Source organism: Glutamicibacter bergerei, from assembly GCF_054495185.1.
This window is the reverse complement of record NZ_CM137131.1, coordinates 1,715,508-1,732,677: the sequence shown is the minus strand read 5'-3', so window position 1 is coordinate 1,732,677 and position 17,170 is coordinate 1,715,508. Positions and strand designations below refer to the sequence as shown.

The 17,170-nt window shown below is 57.3% G+C and carries 14 protein-coding genes and 2 tRNA genes; 8 read left to right on the top strand and 8 right to left on the bottom strand.

Going from position 1 to position 17,170, the window contains the following annotated elements:
- Nucleotides 1-93: 93 nt before the first annotated feature.
- Nucleotides 94-843, bottom strand: coding sequence for an SDR family oxidoreductase (locus ACX5K5_RS07950; protein ID WP_459175393.1), 750 nt, complete (start codon nt 841-843; stop codon nt 94-96).
- Nucleotides 844-881: 38 nt separating this feature from the next.
- Nucleotides 882-1,604, bottom strand: a complete 723-nt coding sequence (fabG, locus tag ACX5K5_RS07945; protein WP_105674321.1) for a beta-ketoacyl-ACP reductase — start codon at nt 1,602-1,604, stop codon at nt 882-884.
- Nucleotides 1,605-1,813: 209 nt separating this feature from the next.
- Between fabG and ACX5K5_RS07940 the strand changes: the two genes are divergently transcribed.
- From ACX5K5_RS07940 to ACX5K5_RS07930, 3 genes are read left to right on the top strand one after another with little or no spacing between them, the layout of a single operon-like run.
- On the top strand, nt 1,814-2,218 hold the full coding sequence (locus ACX5K5_RS07940) for a DUF3099 domain-containing protein (RefSeq protein ID WP_096253668.1): 405 nt from the start codon (nt 1,814-1,816) through the stop codon (nt 2,216-2,218).
- On the top strand, nt 2,219-2,461 hold the full coding sequence (locus ACX5K5_RS07935) for an acetone carboxylase (RefSeq protein ID WP_096253667.1): 243 nt from the start codon (nt 2,219-2,221) through the stop codon (nt 2,459-2,461).
- The gene (locus ACX5K5_RS07930) at nt 2,462-3,370 is read left to right on the top strand and encodes an SURF1 family cytochrome oxidase biogenesis protein (protein WP_096253666.1); all 909 of its coding nucleotides are present in this window, start codon (nt 2,462-2,464) and stop codon (nt 3,368-3,370) included.
- A 116-nt stretch (nt 3,371-3,486) separates the two neighbouring features.
- Here ACX5K5_RS07930 and abc-f read toward each other — a convergent pair whose 3' ends face one another.
- The 6 genes from abc-f to mptB (ACX5K5_RS07900) form a co-directional block, all read right to left on the bottom strand.
- A complete protein-coding gene (gene abc-f / locus ACX5K5_RS07925; RefSeq protein ID WP_096253665.1) occupies nt 3,487-5,088 on the bottom strand; it encodes a ribosomal protection-like ABC-F family protein in 1,602 nt (533 codons plus the stop codon).
- Nucleotides 5,089-5,252: 164 nt separating this feature from the next.
- Nucleotides 5,253-6,350: a GTP pyrophosphokinase gene (locus ACX5K5_RS07920; RefSeq protein ID WP_188685892.1), complete on the bottom strand. Its 1,098-nt coding sequence runs from the start codon at nt 6,348-6,350 to the stop codon at nt 5,253-5,255.
- Between the two features lie 58 nt (nt 6,351-6,408).
- Nucleotides 6,409-7,176 (bottom strand): DUF2637 domain-containing protein, encoded by a 768-nt coding sequence (locus ACX5K5_RS07915; RefSeq protein WP_459175392.1) that lies wholly within the window; start codon nt 7,174-7,176, stop codon nt 6,409-6,411.
- Between the two features lie 130 nt (nt 7,177-7,306).
- Nucleotides 7,307-8,398 (bottom strand): VanZ family protein, encoded by a 1,092-nt coding sequence (locus ACX5K5_RS07910; RefSeq protein WP_459175391.1) that lies wholly within the window; start codon nt 8,396-8,398, stop codon nt 7,307-7,309.
- Between the two features lie 84 nt (nt 8,399-8,482).
- Nucleotides 8,483-9,979: a polyprenol phosphomannose-dependent alpha 1,6 mannosyltransferase MptB gene (gene mptB / locus ACX5K5_RS07905; RefSeq protein WP_459175390.1), complete on the bottom strand. Its 1,497-nt coding sequence runs from the start codon at nt 9,977-9,979 to the stop codon at nt 8,483-8,485.
- Nucleotides 9,976-11,499 carry a polyprenol phosphomannose-dependent alpha 1,6 mannosyltransferase MptB gene (gene mptB / locus ACX5K5_RS07900; protein ID WP_188685884.1) on the bottom strand — a complete coding sequence of 508 codons (1,524 nt, stop codon included), beginning with the start codon at nt 11,497-11,499 and terminating at the stop codon, nt 9,976-9,978. The genes mptB (ACX5K5_RS07905) and mptB (ACX5K5_RS07900) overlap by 4 nt, the downstream gene beginning before the upstream one ends.
- A gap of 211 nt (nt 11,500-11,710) precedes the next feature.
- On the opposite strand from mptB (ACX5K5_RS07900), the gene orn reads away from it, so the two are divergent.
- The 5 genes from orn to def all read left to right on the top strand — a co-directional run bounded on the left by orn (nt 11,711) and on the right by def (nt 16,898).
- A complete protein-coding gene (gene orn / locus ACX5K5_RS07895; RefSeq protein WP_188685883.1) occupies nt 11,711-12,325 on the top strand; it encodes an oligoribonuclease in 615 nt (204 codons plus the stop codon).
- 158 nt (nt 12,326-12,483) lie between these two features.
- Nucleotides 12,484-12,559 (top strand) — tRNA-His (locus ACX5K5_RS07890).
- 181 nt (nt 12,560-12,740) lie between these two features.
- Nucleotides 12,741-12,816: transfer RNA gene (locus ACX5K5_RS07885), tRNA-His, on the top strand.
- Nucleotides 12,817-13,091: 275 nt separating this feature from the next.
- Entirely contained in the window at nt 13,092-15,767 is a 2,676-nt protein-coding gene (locus ACX5K5_RS07880) for a helix-turn-helix transcriptional regulator (RefSeq protein WP_459175389.1), read from the top strand.
- A gap of 558 nt (nt 15,768-16,325) precedes the next feature.
- Nucleotides 16,326-16,898 (top strand): peptide deformylase, encoded by a 573-nt coding sequence (gene def / locus ACX5K5_RS07875; RefSeq protein WP_459175434.1) that lies wholly within the window; start codon nt 16,326-16,328, stop codon nt 16,896-16,898.
- Nucleotides 16,899-17,170 lie beyond the last annotated feature (272 nt).

Below are 17,170 nucleotides of genomic sequence, written 5' to 3'. Positions count from 1 at the left end.
ACGGCGCTTACGGTGCAGCATAAAGGCCTGTCGTTCACCACCGGTGCGGGAGCGAACGACAGGCCTCAAATAAACTACTTGGCGAGCAGGTTCTTACTGCTCGGCCTGCTTCAGGAAGTCTCCGGCCCCACCAACAAGTTCGGTGTGTCCGGTTTCAACGTCAGCGAAGACCATCTTGGCAACTTCGGCACCAAATTCTTCAACCGAGTACAGCTTGCCGGCCGCTTCGCGACGCGCGTCAATAGCGCCTGGCTCCATGCGGTTGAGCAGCGTTGCGGTGATGGTGCCCTCAATCATGTCACCGGAGACGACAACAAAGTCGATATTCTTCTCTGCGAGCCTTGGAATGAATTCGCGTAAGGCATCTTCACCGGCGCGCTTGGACTGCGCAACCTGGTCGTAGGCTTCCATGGTGGAAACTTGTTTGATGAAGTGCGCCTGGTGGCTGGTCACGAAGACGACACGGCCGCCCTCGCTCATCGCTGGCAGCGCGGCTTCGAGCATTGCTACCTGAGCGTCGCGGTTCAAGCGCAGCGCGTAGTTCTCCCCCATCGAGGTTTCCATGCCGCCGGAGGCATTGAGCACCAGTACGTCTAGCGTTCCGAAATTCTCCACGGCTGCGTCAATCAGAGCCTGTGGACCCTCGGCGGTGGTCAGGTCGGCGCCTACAGCAACGGCCTTGCCGCCCTTGTCTCCAATAGCTGCCACAATCTTGTTCGCACGTGGTGCCTTGGCGCGGTAGTTGATGACCACTCCGAGGCCCTCTGCTGCCAGTTCCTGTGCGGTGACCGCGCCGATTCCGCGCGACGAGCCGGTGACTATTGCACCCTTGTATTCGCTCAACTTTTTACTCCTTAGGTATATCAAAAATTGGGGTAGTTTTAGTGGCCCATGCCAAGGCCGCCATCAACCGGGATAACCGCCCCGGAGATGTAGGCCGCTTCATCGCTAGCAACCCAGCGCACCACGTTAGCGACCTCTTCTGGCTCGGCAAAGCGGTTGGCCGGAATGGACGCGAGGTAGGACTTCTGAGTTTCTTCTGGAAGTACCGCGGTCATTTCGGTGTTGATAAAGCCTGGGGCCACCACGTTCGCGGTGATATTACGTGATCCAAGTTCGCGGGTCAGTGAGCGGGCAATGCCCACAAGACCGGCCTTGGACGCAGCGTAATTGATCTGGCCCGGTGAACCGTAGAGTCCAACCACCGAAGAGATCAGCACCACACGGCCACGCTTGAGGCGAAGCATGCCCTTGCTGGCTCGTTTAATCACGCGGAAGGCGCCGGTGAGGTTAGTGTCGATCACCGAGGTGAAGTCATCTTCACTCATGCGCAGTAGCAGCGTGTCTTTGGTTACACCGGCGTTAGCGATGAGTACTTCAACCGGTCCGTGGGCCGCTTCGACCTCTTTGAACGCCGCATCGATTGATTCGGCGTCGGTAACATCGGCCTTCACGCCGAGCAGCCCTTCGGGAACCTCTCCACTACGGTAGGTGATGGCAACCTTGTCACCGTTGGCTTCGAAGGAACGCGCGATGGCTAGGCCAATTCCGCGGTTTCCGCCGGTCACCAGTACGCTGCGGCCGTTGGTGGTTTCCGTGCTCAATGTAATTCTCCATCCATGCCGTCGGCGCACACCGTCGGTTACGGGGCACCAAAACAGACACTTTGCTTAGGTCAGTAGCTAGTCTGAGAACAATCCTATTAGTTACCACGCAGTATTACAGCTTCGACGGCACGTAGAAATTCGGTTCTCACAGGCACAAGTGAGAGAATGAAGGCAGAAATAGCCCCGTTGAGCGAAGTTCGAAAGCTATGTCACACCAGCATGCGAACCATGGTCCAAAGGACCAGCCGGTTCACCGTATTACCGAAGCGCGCGAGTCCCACACCTCGGAGCGTGACCTGCGCATACGCAAATACACGATTTCCATGACCGTGCGTATGCTGTGCTTCATCTTGGCGTTCTTCTTTGAAGGGTGGGTACGGTGGGTACTGCTCGCCGGAGCAGTGATCCTGCCCTATATTGCCGTAGTCATCGCCAATGGCGGAGCAGACCTGACTAGGCGCGAACCTCCCGCAGAATTTTATAGTGGCAAGGAGCCGGAACAGATCGAAAATACGGTCCGGCCAACTGTGGTGGACGAACCAGAGATCGTGATCATCGAGGGCACACTGACCGATACTGCTCCCCCGTCCGATACGTCTAAGGAGGCATAAATGGATCTTCTCGGTTCATTAGCAGGCGCGAGTTCTGCGCCTACCGAAGTTCAATGCTCGCGTAAGGGATGCCGGGCGCCGGCAGCTTTTCAGATTTTATGGAATAACCCAAAGATTCATACTCCCGAGCGCCGAAAGATCTGGTTGGCCTGTACTGAGCACCGCGAGTGGTTAGAAACCTATCTGAAGGAGCGTTTGCTCTATAAGGAAACCCTGCCCATGGGCGAAGGAGCTACTCAGTAAATGTACCGTTTTTTGGCCAGCACCCGCTGGGTTGGCTGGTTGCTACTCGTCGTCATTTTTGCTGCAGCCTGTGCGGGGCTAGGTAAATGGCAGTCTGACCGTCGCACCGAAGTGCTCACCAGCATTTCCCACGTGAACAACAACTACGACGCCACACCAGTTTCCGGTGATCAGGCGCTGGACAAGTTTAATTCATTGCCTGAAGAAGACACCTGGATGACTGTTGAGCTCACCGGTCAGTACCTCAGCGATGACACGCGCATCGTGCGCAACCGGATTAAGGCCTCCCGCCCGGGTTATGAGGTGCTGGTTCCGTTCCGCACCGAAACCGGCACTACGGTAATTATCGACCGCGGCTTCCTACCTATCGGCAATTCCGAAGGCGGTCGCCCCGATACGGTTCCCGCTGCTCCTGCCGGAACGGTCACCGTGAACGCACGTTTGAAGGCCGGCGAGATCAAACTGGATCGTGGGGCCCCCGATGGCCAGCTCGCATCCATTCATCTGCCCGCCTACGCCGCGCAACTCCCCTACCCGATCTCCGAAGGTGCCTACGGCATCATGTACGAGGAAGATCCGGCTCCGGCCACAGCACCACAGCCCTTGGATGCACCGGACACCGATGAAGGTCCGCACCTTTCCTATGAGTTCCAGTGGTACTTCTTTGGGATCTTATCCTTCGTCGGCTTCTGGTACGCGGCGAAGCAACAACGCAAGATCAATGCCGAAGACGCTGCCGAGCTCGCCGAGGCGCAGGCGTTGGGCTTTGAAGAACCAATTCACCGGGTCCGCAAGCTACGTGCGAAGGAAGAAAAGAAGTTCCGTCGCGACGGGTCGCTGACCGATGAGGCCTATGAGGATCTCATGCTTGATGAAGATCCGCCGAAGGACGGCGACAAACCCCAGTAAGGCGACAAGCCCACGACCACCGGTCGTGGGCTTGCCCTTTAGCATCAGGGCAACACAAAAGCCGCGGGTCACCATCCTTAGAGAATGGTGACCCGCGGCTTTTAAGCTGTACTGGCTTAGGTCAGTGAGACCAATTCCAGATAGCCCTCGTTGAACAGGTCCTCGTCGCCATCAGGCAGGATGACCACACGCTCGGGCTTCAGTGCCATCACGGCGCCCTCATCGTGGCTGACCATCACTACGGCGCCTGGGAAGCTGGATAGCGCACCAAGTACCTCGGCGCGCGAGGCCGGGTCAAGGTTGTTAGTAGGCTCATCGAGTAGCAGCACGTTAGCGCTGGAAGCCACGATGGTGGCCAAGGCCAGACGGGTCTTCTCACCACCGGAGAGTACTCCGGCTGGCTTCGAGACGTCATCGCCAACAAACATGAAGGAACCAAGAATCGAACGCACGTCGGCATCACCGAGGTGATCCGGGGCGTTGCGACGCATATTTTCAAGCACCGTCGCGTCTGGATCCAGGGTGTCGTGCTCCTGTGCGAAGTAACCGATCTTTAAACCGTGTCCCGGGATGATCGTTCCGGTATCTGGCTCCGAAACTCCGGCAAGCATACGCAGCAAGGTGGTCTTACCCGCGCCGTTAAGGCCCAGGATTACTACCTTTGAACCCCGGTCGATAGCCAGCGACACATCGGTGAAGATTTCCAGGGATCCATAGGCCTTGGATAGGCCCTCGGCCATCATTGGGGTCTTGCCACAAGGGGCAGGATCCGGGAAGCGCAAAGCTGCAACACGGTCGTTCGCGCGCACTTCTTCCAGGCCCGAAAGCATGCGGTCAACTCGCTTGAGCATCGATTGCGCGGCGGAAGCACCGGAAGCACGAGCCTTCATCTTGTTAGCCTGAGCCATCAAGACCGAAGCCTTCTTCTCAATGTTGCCGCGCTCGCGCTTACGAGCACGCTCATCGGTTTCGCGCTGGGTCTGGTAACGCTTCCAGTTCATGTTGTACACATCAACGGTGGCGCGGTTAGCGTCAAGGAAAAGCACCTTGTTCACGGTGGCATCCAACAGGCCGGTGTCGTGACTGATCATCAGCACGCCGCCGGTGTAGTTCTTGATGAAGTCACGTAACCAGGTGATGGAATCGGCATCCAAGTGGTTAGTTGGCTCATCGAGCAGCAGCGTTTCGGCGTCCGAGTAAAGGATGCGGGCAAGCTCCACACGGCGGCGCTGGCCACCGGATAGGGTGCGCAATGGCTGCTCAAGAATACGTTCTGGCAAATCCAGGTTAGAACAGATGGCCGCGGCTTCGGATTCGGCGGAGTAGCCGCCGGCAGCCATAAATTCGGCTTCCAGACGGTCATATCGGCCCATGGCCTTCTTCGCTACGGACGCGTCATCGCTAGCCATCTCATCGCGGGCCTTAGCCAGCTTATTGAGTACAACGTCTAGGCCACGAGCGGCGAGGATACGGTCCTTCGCCAGCTGCTCCATGTCTTCGGTCTTCGGATCCTGTGGCAGGTAGCCAATGGAACCCTTCAGCGAGACGTTACCGCTAGCCGGCTGGGATTCTCCGGCCAAGACCTTGGTCATGGTGGTCTTACCGGCACCGTTTCGACCCACCAGTCCGATCTTGTCGCCCTTGTCGATGCGGAAATTTACTTCGTCCATCAGCAAGCGGGCGCCGACGCGTAGCTCAAGGTTGGCTACGGAAATCATATGGTGTGGCCCTTTCAAAACGGGGTAAGGAAAAACTATTCGCCCATATAAAGGGCAACTTGTCTATCCTACCGGTCGTATAGGCGGGATCAGGCTTACTGTGTGCGAACCAACATCTTAACGCTCACTGCCCGGCACCCAATATTGGGTGCCGGGCAGTTGTGCTAGCTGCGCTGCGTGGAGCGGAAGTCTTTCATTTGGATCAGTCTGCGACGAAGCGAGGCTTCGCGTTTCAAATCCGAGCCACTGGTCTTATCGATATGTGCCTTGCCAAAACGCCAAAGCAACACGTCGTCAAGCAGCCTATCTGGCCCCGGAGAATACCGGTGATCCAGTGCGGCACGGACCTCGGTGACTACATTTGCATCCAAAAGTTCGGCCAGCTGCCACGTTTGATCGATGCCGTGGGAGCCGAGCAATTCGGCGGCCCAGGACCAGTCATCGTCGCGCTTGCGGTCCACGTGCGGAAGCAGCGTCTGCCATATTTCGCCGATTTTCTCGCCGGTCAGCTTCTCCGTGCCCAAGCCTTCTCGGTCGTGGTAGCCGTTCATCCGATGGTAGAGATCATCAATGTCGGTGAAGTAGTTTTCCACCGTTTCGAGCATCGCTGCGGTGGCGGTGAAATGCCGGTCGATCTGCGGGTTCCACGCGGCTTCCCCAGGATGCTTAAAGCGGATGTCATGTTCCATCTCGCTCCATGCATGCTGGAGCACCGTGCGGATCTGAACCTCGAAGACGAAGTTGCCGCTGGGTACCACTGGTTTGCCCAAAGCCGTTTGGAACTTTGACACGCTCGGTTCGTTGCGGGTTTTGAGCAGCAGGTGCCGTGAGGAGTAGCCATAGGTTCCGGATTCCACCGAACCGATGTCTTTCTCACGGTCACTGCGGCAGTCGAAGTCCTCGCGGTGCGCCTTGATGAGCGTGGCTACCTGCTGGATTTCGTGGGGAAGCATCACGATGATGCGCAAACCCACCATGTCATGGATTTCCCGCAGCGGGTTAGGGAACTCCAATACCGGGGTTGAATCCGGAGTTTCCTGTAGCTGGCGCGAAGCTTTAGCCCGGAAGGACTCGGCGGTTTTCACCCGTCCGGTCACAAACAAGGGTTGGACTTCACTATCGATAAACAGCGAGCGAATTTTTGATTTCATCGCCCGCAGCACCTCATCGAGTTCCCTGCCCACGGTTTCAAAACGAGACACCGCCTCGTCGATTTGTTCGCTGAACTGTTCCGGTTCGGTGTTGCTGGTCAATTGATCCATAGTGATGCCTCCTAATGCCTTGAAATGCCGCGGGTGGTCGAAACGGTGCGTGCCCTAGCTATGGGCGGGTCAGGCGCTTGGCCATATCCTCGTACAACGGGGCCTTGTCTTCGCCAGCCGGCTTGGCAGCGGCAGCTTGCTTAGCGGCTGCCGGAGCCGGCGCCTGTTTCAGCGGGGTGACCTTTTCCGAACGCGACTGGGCGATGGCCTCGGCACGGGCCCGGGCGATAGCGTCCTGGTGCTCCTGCTCCAGCTGGGCCGTGCGCTCGGCTTCTGCCTGCTGTGCATCAGAAAGTGCGGAGTTGTAACCGTCATCGTAGGCGACGCCGTACTTCTCAGCATTGATCTGCTCTTCGTCATATTCGAAGGCCGCGCGGAGCTTCGCAGCTTCGGACTTCTTCTGGTACATATGCACGGTCAGGTGGGTAATGGCCAGCAGCACGATAGGCGGCATGGCCGCAACGAGGGCCGATACCAGCGGTGGCACACCATTAACGATGGAATCCACGGTCAGGATCGCATGGGTGGAGTTCGCTGCGGTCGACACGATAGCGCCGAAGAACAGCAAGGACCACGGGTAGATCATGGCTTTACGGTTAAAACCGTTCAGCGCAACGATGGCAACGGTGGCTGCGACAATCATGCCGTCGATGATGATTGGCCAGATCCAGGCCAGATTCGACTGGATGCCGGAGCGTTCAGCCAAGTCGGTCAGCGCTGCGAAGGATAGGACGAATGCACCAATCGCGATCAGGACCGTGGCTCCGACGGCGGTGCCGAGGACGGCGCGGTGCGGTTCGTGCGGAATTTCTTGCTGAGTATCCATGCTGCGGGGCAGGCCTAACTTTGGGAGATGAAACGGAACGTCTTTTAAGCGAATGTGGTTGCCAGTTGTATCGAGTACCGGCCACCTGGACTATTTTAGCCCCATCAGCTGACAGCTTGGTGGTGAACGATTAGTGAATTCGCCGATCAACGAATCTGGTGCCGGTGAGCCTGCCGGCTATTCCGCGGCCGGCCGGATCGCATAAGAGGAAAATCGAGCTCAGCAGCAGGTAGCCAAGTACCAGTGCACTGAGCCAGGCCCAGGGGCTTGCAGCCCAGATGCTGTCGGCAATTTGGAAAGCGAAAGAGATTCCGCCGAGACCCAGAATGCTGCGCGCCACTGCCTGCCATGCAGGTGCTGGACGCGTGCCATGTCCGGCCACTCGAATCCAGGCACAGCGCTGCCCTAGGCTCGCGCGGCCTGGCATCAGGGTTGGAAGCAAGAAGACCAGCAGCACCGAGATCGTGGGAATCCACCGCTGCGTCAGGTTGTAGGAGGCCTGCGGGGCTCCAAGTTTTTCGGCGATCTCCAGCACGAAAGTGGTGAGCATCACCAGGCCGAGGACAAAGGCGATATCAAAACCGTTGGCCATGAAGCGGCGAAGCCTGGTCACCTTGCGCGGTCCGGACTTCATAGCACTTTGTTCTCGTGGCCCGGTCAGCCACGCAAAGATCGGCAGGTAGGCCACGATGGATCCAAGCAGCGCGCCGAAGGTGTTCAGCAGCAGATCGTCAACATCGGCAACCCGGTAGGCACAGGTATACAGGCCCCAGATCCCGGTGTACTGAGTCAGCTCAATTGCCAGACTGGCAGTGAGTCCAATGAGCGTGCCCAGAAATACGTTCCCGCGCAGCCAGCGGACCGCCAGGATACCGAGCGGCATGAACAAGATCACATTAAAAAGGACCTGCCACAGCGTAAAGCTGGTCAGAAAGTGGCGCATTCCCAGTTCATATGAGAGCGCAAAGTCATTGAGGAAGTTCAGCGGTTGCAGCTGCGGAACAGCTACCCCGGGGCGGCAAAATGCGTCACGTGTTTCGGGCAGGGGCAGCATCGTGTAGCTGAAGAGGCCAAAGCCGTAGATCACTGCGGCACCGGTGGTCAACGTGCGTCGCCAAGATAACCGCCCATGGCGGTGATACTGGATGGCGAGCAGGAAAATACCGGCTGCGCCTAAGAAGAGGACACCACCAAGCATGGCGATCGTCGCGGGCCAAAACATCGTTTGCATATTTCTATCTAAGCCGAGAAAAATACACGCAACCTGTGACGTCCGGTATGAGGTCAGTCATCGTTGGCTGGATGGTTACTGAATGGAAGCTGGCCCTGTGTCTCCACTCAGGACAGTGCGAGTTTTCGGGTCGAAGCGGAAAAGGCCGGCAAATAAAGCCACCGCCAGTACCGCCGCAAACACCCGCATCAACCACACGATGTGCCACTGCTCAATGGATAGTTGATCCACGAAGACCACCACAAGAATAAGGCTAGCCAAATAGATCATCAGCTTCTCCGAGGACCACGAGACACGGTGTGAGATCGCGAAGAGCGCGATCATCCACAAGATGTACCAAGGCTGGATGATCGGTGCGAGCAAGATCACCGCAGACAGTGCCCACGCGGCCAGGCGCACTGGCCGGGAAATGTCTTTAGCCAAGGCAAGCCATGCCACGATTGCCACTGAAACAAGCTGAAAAATGAACACCACGATGCTCTGTGTCTGGCTCGCCGAGCCGCCCAGCACTCCCACCAGCAGGCCAAGCAACCAACCAGTCAAACCCACAGGAGCGTAGGGGAAGGCTGCGTCCCCGGCGGTAAACATTGCCGGCAACCATCCAAACCAGAGGTTAGTCACCGCTCCGATGATCGTTAGCCAAATCAGGCAATAGCAGAGCACTTTGAGCCAAACCATGCATTTAGCACGCAATGACGTATCGCGGCCTAATAGGATCAACCCTATAAATGGCAGCACCAAGAGCACAATCGGTTTCACAGACACCGCGATAGCTAAAGCCAACGTGGCTGCGAGGGGACGATGGTCATAAGCCAGCGCGAAAGCACTGAACACTCCGGCAATCATCAACGCATCGTTGTGAGCGCCGCCGATCATGGTCAATAAGAATAGTGGATTTCCCACAATGGCCCAGTTAGCCCAGTTTGGATTTTGTCCCATTTTTTTCGCCAGCTTGGCGGTGAAATGAAAACATCCGATGACCCCGAGTAACGCGGTAATGCGCAAGAGCCCTACTCCAATTTCGGGCACCCCGTTGGAGACAAAATAAATAATGCGTGACAGCACCAAGAAGAATGGGCCATAAGGAGAAGGTGATTGGGCCCAGAGCCCGTCCGAACCACCTTCGAACCAACCTGGCAGTGCCGAAATACCCTCATGATAGGGAGACTTATCGGCGTGAAGCATCCGGCCCTGGGCCAGATACGAGTAAACATCCCGACTGAGAATCGGGAAGGAAAACATCAACGGTGCAGACCACTTAACGAATAGCTGCGCTAATTGCCGCGTACTGATCAGTTCTGCCGTATCAACCAGCGGACGAGCAAGAATCCAAGCTCTGGTTAGCCAGGCCAGACCGGCGGCCATCAAGATGATACAGCTGATAACTCCCCATGCTTCGGTGCGGAATTCGACAAAAAATCCGCTTCGGGCCAACGGAGAGAGCTGACTGCGCGGAAACCAGCCGATGCCCCAAGAAGCCACGGTGATCAACACCGAAGCGGCAAAGCCTTGCCATCCCAGAGCTTTCAGCGAGACGCCTCGTCGCATTAGTTTGTGCACCAGCAAACTCACTTGGCTTTCTTTTTCAGCCAGTTTGTGGAGCTCAGCAGCTCGGGACATATTTTTTTAGTCTTGGGATCCAAGAAGACCAGGAATAGCGCACAGAGGATCGAAATTCCCCAAGAGATCAATTGCACCCGTGGGACCAGGTCTTCTTGGAGGAACTGCCAGACGAAAATTTGATCCGCTGCTTGGTAGGCCAGGAAGAATATTGTGGTCAGGTGCAGCCAGAGCATCTGCCAATCATCGCGCAATCCGGTCGCCGCGAAGAAAGGCAGCAACCACAGCAGATACCACGGCTGGATTACCGGTGACAGCACCACAATTGCCGCATACGCGATACCCATGCGTTGGACCAGATGCGAGTACTTCCCGCGGAACATCAGCACGATGGCAAGCCCCACACCGAGCAGCCGGCCACCAGTTTTTATGACCGACAGTATCCAGTCGGTTTCCATGCCGAATGACCCGAAAATACCTTGCAACGCGATGGTGAGCATTCCCAGCGGCGCGACAATGGAAACACCAGTTCCGGTGTAGTTCAGCAACACGCTCAGCCAGCCAAACCAGTAGCCGTTGAGCCAGCCCACGAGGGTCATCAGAACCAGGAATATGGATCCGGAGTAGAACCAATAGAGGAATCGGCGCGGCCATTTGGCTTCCGGCCCGGCCCAGAGCAAACCGATAAACGGCAGCAATACCAGGGTTATGGGTTTGACGCCGATCGAGGCAGCGAGCACCACAATCGCCCAGAAGCCGTGTCGTTTGCACGCCAGATACACGGCCCACACCGATAGGCCAGTCATCAGCGCATCATTATGCGCACTGGCCACAAAGTTCACTAGGAACAGCGGGTTTGCCACGGTCATCCACGTCGCTTTGGCGCCGGAAACCGAATGTAGTTCGGCCAGCTTGGGCACATATCGCAGGCATAGTAGGACACCGATGACCGCGATGGCGCGGAAGGCAAGAACAGCCGCATCGGTAGACCCGCCAACGATGTTGACGACGATGTATTCAATGGTCAGGAACAGCGGACCATAGGGGGTCCCGTCTTGGGCCCACATGGTGTCGGCGCCTAGCTGGAACCAGTTATTCAGACTTGAAATGCCGTCGACATAAGGATCTTGCCCGGCATCAACCAGGCGGCCTTGTCCGATGTAAGCAAAAACGTCTCGGCTCATGATGGGAAGTGCGATGAGCATTGGAATGCTCCAGAGCATCACCGCGCGCTGCACAATCTTGAGCGAGCCTTCGTCCCAGGTCTTTAGCTTCTGCCCCAGGCGCCACCATGCACGAAAAAGCAACCAGCAACCAAGCGCCAAGAGGATCACGCAAATCGTGACGCCGGTGGCCTCGGTGCGCACCATGATGAAAAAAGGATCGCGGTTCAGCGGTGAAACGCTGGCCAGCCAACCCGTGCCGAAGGAGCCGAAGAGGATCATCGAGGAGCCGATTATTCCGCTAAGCAATGTCTTATTAACACCAGCGTATGGCTGGGGAGCCAGAACTTCTGCCTTACTAGCGGACACCGGGACACCTCGTGCTGGATTGGACAAAAAGATCGTTTAAAAAGATTGACGTTGCATCCGGTTAGCCAGCAGTAGGCTCATCGTTCAACGTCATGAAATCTCCCATGATTTTAGCATCGCCTGCGATCCGCTTACCGGTGTGACACCGAGATCCCTGTTGCTTTCATGCCGTGCGCTGCCTCACTAGCAATTCAGAGGGTAGATTGGTTCCGTGGCTAGTAACTCAGAGAAAATAGTATGGATCGACTGCGAAATGACCGGTTTAGACCTGGTCAATGATGCGTTGATCGAGGTAGCGGTACTGATTACCGATTCGGACTTGAACATCATTGACGAGGGCATCCAGGTGGTCATCAAGCCTGATGATGCGGCTCTGGCACAGATGGATGACTTCGTTCGCAATATGCATCAGGTCTCCGGCTTGCTGGTGGAACTCGACGGCGGAATGCAAATGGAACAGGCCCAACGCCTGGTCATGGACTACATCCGTAAGCACGTCCCAGAGCCCAACAAGGCCCTGCTTGGAGGAAACTCCGTAGGCACCGATAAGAACTTCCTGGCTCGCGACATGCCAGAAATCATTAACCACCTGCATTACCGCATCATCGACGTCTCCACCCTGAAGGAACTGAGCCGACGCTGGTTCACCAAAGCGCACTACGCGGCTCCCGCCAAGACCGGCAACCACCGTGCGTTAGGTGATATCCAGGATTCAATTGACGAGCTTCGCTACTACCGGGCGGCCATCATGGTGCCCTCCCCCGGACCAACTAGCGATCAGGCACGCAAAATCGCCGCTCAGGTAAGCGCCATCGGGGAAAAGTAAGCACTAGTCAGCCCCCTAAATCGCAGGTGATGCACAACACAGCGATTTAGGGGGCTTTCAAGTTGGCACTCACCCCCTCGATATGTGTATAGTATTTCTCGTTGCCAGATACGAAATCAGCTCGCAAAAGCGGAATGACTAGTGTCGAAGTGAACATGGTGGGTATAGCTCAGTTGGTAGAGCGTCTGGTTGTGGTCCAGAAGGTCGCGGGTTCAAGCCCCGTTACTCACCCCAGACAAACGGTCTGATCCAAAACGAAAGTTGTGGATCAGACCGTTTTTTGTTTTCCTTAAAATGGCTCTAGCTAGATGACACCCCGATTATTAGTTTCACCCCAGATACATGTATAGTATTTCTCGTTGCTTGAAACGAGTTCCGAAGCTTGTAGCTTCCGACTAGTCGCAAAGTAATTATGGTGGGTATAGCTCAGTTGGTAGAGCGTCTGGTTGTGGTCCAGAAGGTCGCGGGTTCAAGCCCCGTTACTCACCCCAAGGCAATCAGCCTGATCCAAAACGAAATACTTGGATCAGGCTGATTTTTTTCTTAACTTGGCGAACTGCTGATCTCGATTTTCGTTCTCGTGAAAGAGGCGGGGATATCTGACGCAGGACCATAGCCGGAGCCGGTTATAGTCCTCCCTTGCACCGCCGAATCAGGCGCACGCGTAGGATAGGCGAGTCAAGCGTCTGCCGCCTACCCGCACTGCTACCTGTCTTTTGAGATAGGTTACTTGACCGTCAGGCTTGGACGGTACTAACTTGAGCCTATGACTGGTCCGCTCAGCCCGCTACCGGCGGTGCTTCCATCGCTTCAAGGTGCTTACGAAAGTGCACGTGCGGCGGCTGCCCAGAGGGCCGCGGTATTTGTCATTGGGCAACACGGGAGCGGACGCACGACCTTCGCACATCAGCTCCTCGCCGAGGCAGACGGAAACGTCTATTGGCTCACTGCTGCCAAGGCGATCCAGGGTGTTCCCTTCGCGATGCTGACTGCCCTCTGCGCACAGTTACCCACGAGCAACGCAAACTTCACCCCGGGTGTGATGCTTTCGGAGCTATTCCAGTACACCTCAAAGCAACCCCTGTGCATATTCCTAGACCAAGCAGAATACACCGACGAGCAAAGCGCCGCCGTGCTGGCACAGCTATCCCTGACACGGAATATCCTCCTAGTGATGGCAACCACCGCGGTTCACCGGCTCCCCAAGTCCTTGCGGGATCTGCGTGCCGGCCCGCAGACCCAGCGCGTGGAACTTTCCGTGCTGTCCTATGAAGATGCCGAGGCCACACTCAAGGGCGTGCTCGGCGGCCAGGTGAATACCAGCACCGTCGAAGCTCTCCTGGAATTCTCGGGCGGGAACGCTTTGCATTTGCGCGAGCTGACTTTGGATGCCCAAACTGCGAATGCACTGACCCTGCAGAGATCCTATTGGACCCTGGATCGGCGGTGGATCCCTCAGGGACCCAGGATTTCGGATCTCATCACCTCCCGACTGCATGAACAGCCACACGAAATCCGCGAGGCCATCGAATTGCTGGCGGTTACGGGCCGCTTGCATTATCCGCTCGCCCAGCGGCTACTCGGCGATGCACTGCCCGAAGTGCTGGATTCAAGGCTTGTCGAGCTGGTCGTCCTATCCGAAGATGACGCGACCGGCGAGCGCGAATTGGCAGTCGCACTGAGTTCCGGGCTGGCTCCGCAGACGGTCTTGAGCACGTTGACGCAAACCAAGTTGCGTGGCTACCTCCAGCGCGCCGACAAGGCGTTCCCTCGCGAGCAGCTGACTTCCCAGGCTCGTGCATGGTTCACCGGGCATCGGGTGCAGCTGGGGCTTGATGTTTCAGCGGACGAGCTATTCGAAGATGTGGTGGGATCGGCCGAGGCCAGGCATTTTGCGCAGGTCATTGCCTTGACCGATTCGATCGAGCACTCGTCATACACGGATGAGCGCAAGCTGGAGAAGATCCTGGTACTTCGGGCTGACGCCCTTTACGAGCTGGGCAAGGCGGAGGCAGCGTTGGCGGTGCTCAAGCCCTTGTTCGGTACCGGCAGTGCGAAAGTGCGTGGTGTTGCGGCCAATATTGCCTTTGCGGGATTGGGCCGCATCGACTTGGCCACGGAGATCATTGATTCCTGGCCGGAGAATCCGGCCGAGATCCGGGCCTACCGATTGCTGCTGCTCAGCAGGGCGCAGCAGGCGATGGATTCCGTGAAGCTACGCGAGTATGCGGCGGATTCAAGCATCACCCCCGAACTGCGCGCCGCTTGCCTAGCGCATGTGCTCATCGAGGATTGCTACGCCGGCAGACCGGTGGACTCGCTCCAGGAGCTGTCCGGATTGATTAAAGGGGATTTCTGGAAGAAGTCCTCCCCTGCCGTCCAGTCCGAATTGGTTTATGCAATCTTGGCGGTGATGACCAGCGTCGGAGGCGGTGGGCCGGAATTCGCCGAGACACTGGCCGGCATAGACTTCACGAGCGTTGCATTGAATCCTGCGAACTATTTGTCAGGCTGGGGCGTCGAGTTCTTGGAACAGGGGCTGGGGCTCCGCGCACTGGATGCGTTGGAGCAGGCCCTGGCTTTGATTTCGGTGTCCGACCCATACCTGGTCGCGGGCTTCACTGCGTCCTTTGCCGCAGCCGGTGCGGTGATGGTTGGCGATTCAGCAAAGGCGGGTCGCTACTACGCCATGGCATGCGCCGCACCCAAGGTAGCGGGGCAGATCATGCGGCCCATGGCCCAGCGTTACCTGCTGCCCGTGATCTTGGAGCTTGAAGGCCGTGCGGCAGCGCAGGAACACTTGGCACAATGCTTGGCCCTCGCCGATAAATTCGGCCGCAAGCTGCTACGGATGCAATTGCTCCATGACGCCTGGAGACTGCACCTCGTAGAGGATGCGACACAGCTCAGTGAAACTGCCGCGCAGGTTCAGGGGCCTATGGCGCAAACGTTCGCCGAGTATGCGCGGGTCATGGATTCGCCCACCGAAGCAGACGTACGCTTGCTAGCCGAAGCTCATGTTTCGGCCGGCCGGCTGCTTTATGCAGGTGAAGTCGCCCATCGCGCCGCGGTCCGGGCCAGAGACTTGGGCCAGCGGAAGCTCGCGACGCGGCTGGTGGCTCTCTCTGCGGAACTGGCTAGCCCGCTAGCAGAGGTCAACACACCGTCGCTGGGTCGTGGGCGCATCGTCCGCTCACTGCTAACCGTGCGGGAGTACGCTACCTGCGTATTAGCAGCCCGTGGCGCGAGCAACCAGGAGATCGCAGAGGAGCTATTCCTCTCGCCTCGGACGGTCGAAGGACACTTGCAGCGTTCCTACACGAAGCTGGGCATCACCGATCGCCGCCAATTGCTTCCGGTCAGCGATGCAACGCCGATTACCGACGAAATTCTCGACGAGACTTCCGGTTCGGTACCTGTATCTTGGCAAAGGCATACTTAGTCCCGGTCTTTTGCTAAAAATAGGGCCCACGCCACTCTAGACTAAACCTCACAGGGTCGAGGCATGTATGGGGAATCTTGGGGGATTCACAATTCGACCTTTGGGGAAACGCTTTTTTAGTCACTCGCATCAGGATGAGCGCCTAGGAAGCTCACCGGAAGGCTGACGACATGGGGTCGTTGGCCTTCCACATTTAAAAGACTCCAAGAGCGTCGAGCAGGTCCGCTCAAGATTATTCGAAGATGGATTCGAATATCGGCCGAAAGCCATATTGTGCTCCCGGTCCATGCGGAGTATTCGCAAGTTTAATGCTGAGTCACTGGTCACGTGTTCCTGCCCCCGCGATTACTGTCTCGTCGCCTGCAGAGAGTATTGACTGCCAGTGAATCCGCGGAAAACCCGTGGGCCAGCGAGCTATCCGTTGGTGTTTACACCATCAGCCTCGCGGCGCATACAGTGGCCCGCGAGCTTTTGATGGACTGTTGCAGTGGCACAAATAAGATCAGCCGTGAAACTATTGGAGAAGACTTCTTAGCACCTTGGGAAAGGACCTATCACGTGCCCATTCGGCAAATCACCGTATATGGAGAACCAGTGCTGCACCGACGCGCAGCTGAGGTCACCGAATTTGATGACCAGTTGCGTCAGCTTGTCGCTGATATGCATGCCACCATGGATGCGGCCCACGGTGTCGGACTAGCGGCACCACAAATCGGTGTCGGACTGCGCATCTTTACCTACATCTACGCTGATCAAGATACGGCTCCAGAGCGCGGGGTGCTCATCAACCCGGTACTCACGCTCTCCAAGGTCTCACAGGCGACGCCGGACCCCGACGAAGAGGCCGAGGGCTGCCTTTCCGTACCGGGCCTGAATTTCCCGCTCAAGCGTGCTGAATACGCCAAGGTGGAAGGTGTCGATGAGTTTGGCAAGCCGGTCTCATTCGAGGCGACCGGATGGTTTGCTCGAATCATGCAGCACGAGTTTGATCACCTGGACGGCTTGCTCTACGTAGACAAGCTGGTGCCACGGTGGGATAAGCGTTGGCTCAAGGCGAAGAAGGCTCTGGGTTGGGGCGTAGCCGGTATTACCTGGCTGCCGGGTACCGATGAGGATCCTTTCGGGCACTAAGGTCTGAAAATTACCTGCCGCTGATGCAGCGCCGGCCGATCGAATCGGCCGGCGCTGCTTTTGCGTCTCAGAGCCGATGGACTTGCGTCCCCGTGGCCAGAAGGGTGAGAACAGGCCATCCGCGCAGGTCTGCAGCAGGACCTCACGATTGGCCCCGTGCCTTGAGCCTCCTAGCAGGCCGATGAGCCGTGCAGGTAGCCCCGACTGGGCCGGGAAAGCCCCGACTGGGCCGGGAATGGCTTACTCACCGATTGCCACCCGCTATAGCGCGC

Excerpts from the sequence above, each read along its gene's own strand:
- ACX5K5_RS07910 (WP_459175391.1), bottom strand. The coding sequence starts at position 8,398 with ATGTTTTGGCCCGCGACGATCGCCATGCTTGGTGGTGTCCTCTTCTTA.
- ACX5K5_RS07930 (WP_096253666.1), top strand. The coding sequence starts at position 2,462 with ATGTACCGTTTTTTGGCCAGCACCCGCTGGGTTGGCTGGTTGCTACTC.
- abc-f (WP_096253665.1), bottom strand. The coding sequence starts at position 5,088 with ATGATTTCCGTAGCCAACCTTGAGCTACGCGTCGGCGCCCGCTTGCTG.
- ACX5K5_RS07880 (WP_459175389.1), top strand. The coding sequence starts at position 13,092 with ATGACTGGTCCGCTCAGCCCGCTACCGGCGGTGCTTCCATCGCTTCAA.
- ACX5K5_RS07940 (WP_096253668.1), top strand. The coding sequence starts at position 1,814 with ATGTCACACCAGCATGCGAACCATGGTCCAAAGGACCAGCCGGTTCAC.
- ACX5K5_RS07915 (WP_459175392.1), bottom strand. The coding sequence starts at position 7,176 with ATGGATACTCAGCAAGAAATTCCGCACGAACCGCACCGCGCCGTCCTC.
- ACX5K5_RS07935 (WP_096253667.1), top strand. The coding sequence starts at position 2,219 with ATGGATCTTCTCGGTTCATTAGCAGGCGCGAGTTCTGCGCCTACCGAA.
- ACX5K5_RS07920 (WP_188685892.1), bottom strand. The coding sequence starts at position 6,350 with ATGGATCAATTGACCAGCAACACCGAACCGGAACAGTTCAGCGAACAA.